General features: G+C 65.4%; 6 protein-coding genes. All 6 read left to right on the forward strand.

Translation table 11 applies throughout. The features are described from left to right. The first annotated feature begins 186 nt into the window (after positions 1-186). Positions 187-369, forward strand: a complete 183-nt coding sequence (locus HWX08_RS34540) for a hypothetical protein (RefSeq protein ID WP_244122810.1) — start codon at positions 187-189, stop codon at positions 367-369. Positions 370-672: 303 nt separating this feature from the next. Beyond that, positions 673-1,461, forward strand: coding sequence for a gamma-glutamyl-gamma-aminobutyrate hydrolase family protein (locus HWX08_RS33510; RefSeq protein ID WP_069257753.1), 789 nt, complete (start codon positions 673-675; stop codon positions 1,459-1,461). Positions 1,462-1,490: 29 nt separating this feature from the next. Further along, the gene (locus tag HWX08_RS33515) at positions 1,491-2,828 is read left to right on the forward strand and encodes a glutamine synthetase family protein (RefSeq protein WP_069258088.1); all 1,338 of its coding nucleotides are present in this window, start codon (positions 1,491-1,493) and stop codon (positions 2,826-2,828) included. 36 nt (positions 2,829-2,864) lie between these two features. After that, entirely contained in the window at positions 2,865-4,307 is a 1,443-nt protein-coding gene (locus HWX08_RS33520) for an aspartate aminotransferase family protein (protein ID WP_069257754.1), read from the forward strand. A 62-nt stretch (positions 4,308-4,369) separates the two neighbouring features. Beyond that, positions 4,370-5,485: a polyamine ABC transporter substrate-binding protein gene (locus HWX08_RS33525; RefSeq protein WP_069257755.1), complete on the forward strand. Its 1,116-nt coding sequence runs from the start codon at positions 4,370-4,372 to the stop codon at positions 5,483-5,485. A 188-nt stretch (positions 5,486-5,673) separates the two neighbouring features. Then, the coding region (locus HWX08_RS33530) for an ATP-binding cassette domain-containing protein (RefSeq protein WP_175807151.1) at positions 5,674-6,000 on the forward strand (327 nt) is incomplete at its 3' end.

A 6,000-nucleotide genomic window follows, 5' to 3' on the forward strand; every position in this document is an offset into this window, starting at 1 on the left:
CGGCAGCAAAACGCGTTATTGCAACGCAAAAATTGATGCCCATCAATGTAAATAACGCGTAACCGGCGCCTTGATTATTTTAAACGCCCCGCGCGTCGAAACGGTCAGGTGTTCAATACTTTCAACAACCAGTCGAGTGTAATCGTGAGAGTCCGTGGCCCTCTGGTGAGGTGGGATCGAGGCGATGTGCGAAGTTTGCGCAGCACGGCGCCCGCTTCCGACGGCAGTTGCGGCTGGCATAGTCCTCGCCTGCTTCACCTGTCGATCTACACCATCCTGTCCCGTCGTTCCGTTCGACGTCACAACGCCGTTTCCGCACGCGCATTCGTCGCCGTCGATACCGACGAAGTCGCGTCGCTGCTGCCGTAGCGCCTCTCCTTTCTTTACGTCGTTCGTTTCGTCTGCCGATTCGCCAACCGCATCGTCCATGCGGTGACGGCACGCGTGCGCGCATCCGTTGCCGCGTCGCGGTTCGTCGCAATTCGTCGCAATTCGCAATGAAACGAACGACGGCCTGATCGTCGCGCGCAGCGCGGATCGCCGCGCCATCCCGTTGCGCCCATTCACCAGCGGCCCTGCGTCTAGCGCAAGGCTGCGGGGCAGTTGCACGCCAGCGTTTCGCCCCAGCCGGCAAGCCGTACGCAACGACCCTACGGATAACTGATTGACGTCATGGATAGAAGGAAACCTCTCGTCGGCATCACTGCCGACCACACGCAAATCGGTGCGCACGCGTCGCACACGGTCGGCGACAAATACGTCGCCGCGATCGTCGACGGCGCGAACGCGTTCGCGATGGTGCTGCCCGCGCTCGGCGAGCGCCAGTCGGTCGACGACGTAATCGACACGGTCGACGGCCTGCTGTTTACCGGCAGCTACTCGAACGTCGAGCCGCATCGGTACGGCGGCGAACCGAGCGCGCCCGGCACGAAGCACGACCCGGCCCGCGACGCGACCACGCTGCCGCTGCTGCGCGCGGCGATCGCCGCGGGCGTACCCGTGCTGGCCGTCTGCCGCGGCTTCCAGGAGCTGAATGTCGTCTGCGGCGGCACGCTGCACCAGCGCGTGCATGAAGTGCCGGGCCTCGCCGATCACCGCGAGGACGACGACGCGCCGATGGACACGCAGTACGGCCCCGCGCACGTCGTGCACCTGACGCCCGGCGGCAAGCTGCACGCGCTCGCCGGCGGCCGCGACGAAGTGCACGTGAACTCGCTGCACAAGCAGGGCATCGCGCAGCTCGGCTCCGGCCTCGCCGTCGAGGCCGTCGCGCCGGACGGCCTGATCGAAGCCGTGAGCGTCGTCGACGCACCGGCTTTCGCCCTCGCCGTGCAGTGGCATCCGGAATGGCGCCATGCGCAGGACCCGCTGTCGAGCGCGATCTTCCGCGCCTTCGGCGATGCGTGCCGCGCCCGCCGCACTGCCCGCACGCGCGCGATGGCCGCCGCCGCGCTCGCCTGAGCGCGCCGACCCAACTCACGAGAACAGACATGCAAGACATCGAAGATTTTCTGAAGCAGCACCGGATCACCGAGATCGAAGCGATCATCCCCGACATGGCCGGCATCGCACGCGGCAAGATCACGCCGCGCAACAAGTTCACGTCCGGCGAATCGATGCGTCTGCCGCAAGCCGTGATGGTGCAGACCGTCACCGGCGAATATCCGGGAGACGGCTCGCTGACGGGTGTGACCGACCCCGACATGGTGTGCGTGCCCGACACGTCGACCATCCGCCTGATCCCGTGGGCCGTCGACCCGACCGCGCAGGTGATCCACGACTGCGTGCACTTCGACGGCTCGCCGGTCGAGATCTCGCCGCGCTACGTGCTGCGCCGCGTGCTCGACCTGTACAAGGCGAAGGGCTGGAAGCCCGTCGTCGCGCCGGAACTCGAGTTCTACCTGGTCGACATGAACAAGGACCCCGACCTGCCGCTGCGTCCGCCGGTCGGCCGCACGGGTCGCCCCGAAACGGGCCGCCAGTCGTATTCGATCGAGGCCGTCAACGAGTTCGATCCGCTGTTCGAGGACATCTACGAATACTGCGAATCGCAGAACCTCGACATCGACACGCTGATCCACGAAGTCGGCGCCGCGCAGATGGAGATCAACTTCATGCACGGCGACGCGCTGTCGCTCGCCGACCAGGTGTTCCTGTTCAAGCGCACGGTGCGCGAGGCCGCGCTGCGTCACAACATGTACGCGACGTTCATGGCCAAGCCGATGGAAGACGAGCCGGGTTCGGCGATGCACGTGCACCAGAGCATCGTCGACGAGGAAACCGGCCGGAACCTGTTCACGTCGGAGGAAACCGGCGGCGCGACGTCGATGTTCTACAACTACCTCGCGGGGCTGCAGAAGTACACGCCGGCATTGATGCCGATCTTCGCGCCGTACATCAACTCGTACCGCCGTCTGTCGCGCTTCATGGCCGCGCCGATCAACGTGCAGTGGGGCTACGACAACCGCACGGTCGGCTTCCGCATCCCGCACTCGGGCCCGGCGGCGCGCCGCATCGAAAACCGCATTCCGGGCGTCGACTGCAACCCGTATCTCGCGCTCGCCGCGACGCTCGCGGCCGGCTATCTCGGCATGACGCAGCGCCTCGAGCCGACCGAGCCGCTCGTCAGCGACGGCTACGAACTGCCGTACCAGTTGCCGCGCAACCTCGAGGAAGGGCTGACGCTGATGGCCGCGTGCGAACCGCTCGGCGAGATCCTCGGCCACAAGTTCCTGAAGGCGTATTTCGCGCTGAAGGAAACCGAATATGAAGCGTTCTTCCGCGTGATCAGCTCGTGGGAACGCCGCCATCTGTTGCTGCACGTCTAAGCGCGCGCAACCGCCATACGGAATCACGGAGGAAACATGACTTACCGCAACGAATCTGCCTGGATCCAGCCGGCCGCGCCGGCCGCCACGGCCGCCGCGCCCCGCGCGACGCAGGCGCGCACGACCGCCGAATACCGCGCGCTCGACGCTGCGCACCACATCCACCCGTTCTCGGATATGGGCGCGCTGAACCGCGCGGGCAGCCGCGTGATCGTGAAGGCCGACGGCGTCTACCTGTGGGACTCGGACGGCAACAAGGTCATCGACGGGATGGCCGGCCTCTGGTGCGTGAACGTCGGCTACGGCCGAAAGGAACTCGCCGACGCCGCGTATCGCCAGCTGCAGGAACTGCCGTTCTACAACACGTTCTTCAAGACGACGCACCCGCCGGTGATCGAGCTTTCCGCGATGCTCGCGGAAGTGACGCCCGCCGGCTTCAACCACTTCTTCTATTGCAATAGCGGCTCGGAAGGCAACGACACCGTGCTGCGCCTCGTGCACCAGTACTGGCGCGTGCAGGGCAAGCCGCAGAAGAAGTACGTGATCTCGCGCAAGAACGGCTACCACGGTTCGACGATCGCGGGCGGCACGCTCGGCGGCATGGGTTACATGCACGAGCAGATGCCGTCGAAGGTCGAGCACATCGTGCACATCGACCAGCCGTACTTCTTCGGCGAAGCGCAGCCGGGCGAGACGCCCGAAGCGTTCGGCCTCGCGCGTGCGCAGCAGCTCGAAGCGAAGATTCTCGAACTCGGCGCGGAGAACGTCGCGGCGTTCATCGGCGAGCCGTTCCAGGGCGCGGGCGGCGTGATCTTCCCGCCGTCGACGTACTGGCCGGAAATCCAGCGGATCTGCCGCAAGTACGACATCCTGCTGGTCGCCGACGAAGTGATCGGCGGCTTCGGCCGCACCGGCGAGTGGTTCGCCCACCAGCACTTCGGCTTCGAGCCGGACCTGATCACGATGGCGAAGGGCCTGACGTCGGGTTATGTGCCGATGGGCGCGGTCGGAATCCACGAGCGGGTTGCACGGCCGATCATCGACAACGGCGAATTCAATCACGGCCTCACGTACTCGGGGCACCCGGTCGCGGCGGCCGTCGCGGTCGCGAACCTGAAGCTGCTGCGCGACGAAGGGATCGTCGAGCGCGTGAAGAACGACACGGGCCCGTACTTCCAGGCGCTGATGCGCGAGACGTTCGCGCGTCACCCGATCGTCGGCGAAGTGCATGGCCACGGCCTCGTCGCGAGCCTGCAGCTTGCCGAAGCGCCGGCCGAACGCCGCCGCTTCGCGAACGGCGGCGACGTCGGCACGATCTGCCGCGACTTCTGCTTCAACGGCAACCTGATCATGCGGGCGACCGGCGACCGGATGCTGCTGTCGCCGCCGCTCGTGATCTCGCGTCAGGAAATCGATGAACTCGTATCGAAGGCGAAAAAAGCAGTCGATGCAACCGCCCAGCAACTGGGTATTTCGTAACGGTTTTGCCTACAGGCGTGCGGCGGGCGCCGCACGCCGCCATCACTCAGGGGAATTCCACCATGCGTGCCTGCTATCTTCGCCAAGCCTGCTCCGTCGCCGCCCTCGCCGCCGCGGCCGCGTTCACGTCGGTCGCCAGCCCGTCGGCGCATGCCGACGAGCTGAACGTCTACAACTGGTCCGACTACATCGCACCGGATACGATCCCGAACTTCCAGAAGCAGACGGGCATTCACGTCAAGTACGACAACTACGACAGCGACGACACGCTTCAGGCGAAGCTGCTGGCCGGCAGTTCGGGCTACGACATCGTCGTGCCGACGTCGAACTACATGGCCAAGCAGATCCAGGCCGGCGTATACCAGAAGCTCGACAAGTCGAAGATCCCGAACCTCGCGAACCTCGATCCGCTGCTGATGAAGATGATCTCGGATGCCGATCCGGGCAACCAGTACGGCGTGCCCTGGGCGTACGGCACCGACGGCATCGGCTACAACGTACAGGCGGTGAAGAAGGCGCTCGGCGACAAGGCGCCGGTCGACAGCTGGGCACTGGTGTTCGACCCGGCCAACATGGAAAAGCTGAAGGGCTGCGGCGTGTCGTTCCTCGACCAGGCCGTCGACGTGTTCGCGGCCACGCTGCAGTACATGGGCAAGGATCCGAACAGCAAGAACCCCGGCGACTACCAGGCTGCATTCGAAGTCCTGAAGAAAGTCCGCCCGTACATCACCCAGTTCAACTCGTCCGGCTACATCAACGACCTCGCGAACAACGACGTGTGCGTCGCGCTCGGCTGGTCGGGCGACGTCGGCATCGCGCATCGCCGCTCGGCGGAGGCGAAGCGTTCGTACGACATCAAGTTCGCGAATCCGAAGGAAGGCGGGCTGCTGTGGTTCGACGTGATGGTGATCCCGAAGGATGCACCGCACCCCGAAGCCGCGATGAAGTGGATCAACTACGTGTCCGACCCGAAGGTCAACGCGGCGATCACCAACACGGTGTTCTACCCGACCGCGAACAAGGCCGCGCATCAGTTCGTCACGCCGGCCGTCGCGCAGGACCCGACCGTCTACCCGCCTGAAGACGTGCTGAAGAAGATGGTGCTGATGAAGCCGATGCCGGCCGACATCCTGCGCCTCGAGAACCGTCTGTGGGCGCAGCTGAAAACCGGCCACTGATCGCGATGCATGACGGCGGCGCAGGCATCGCGGTACGCCTGCCCGCCTGAGATTCGCGGACCTCAGTCCGCCCGCGCGCGCCGCGCGCCCTGTTCCATCCGGCACGAGCCGTTGTCCGCGAGTCGCGTTGCGCGCCTCGTGAGGGGACGCTCACGCCTGCAATCCGTGAAGAACGAATGGTGACTCCCATGCAATCGATACCCTCTTCCGCTGCTGCACGACAGACCCAACCGGCCGCCGCGGCCCGGTCGCCGAACGACGCCTTCGTGCGCATCGAAAACGTCGTGAAGAAATTCGGCGACAGCACGGCCGTCGACAACGTGAACCTGACGATCGCGAAGAACGAACTGTTCGCGCTGCTCGGCAGCTCCGGCTGCGGCAAGTCGACGCTCCTGCGCATGCTCGCCGGGCTCGAAACCGCCACCTCCGGCAAGATCTTCGTCGACGGCGAAGATCTTGCCTCGCTGCCGCCGTACCGCCGCCCGGTGAACATGATGTTCCAGTCGTACGCGCTG

It is taken from the genome of Burkholderia metallica (genome assembly GCF_902832845.1).
Lineage (GTDB): Bacteria > Pseudomonadota > Gammaproteobacteria > Burkholderiales > Burkholderiaceae > Burkholderia > Burkholderia metallica.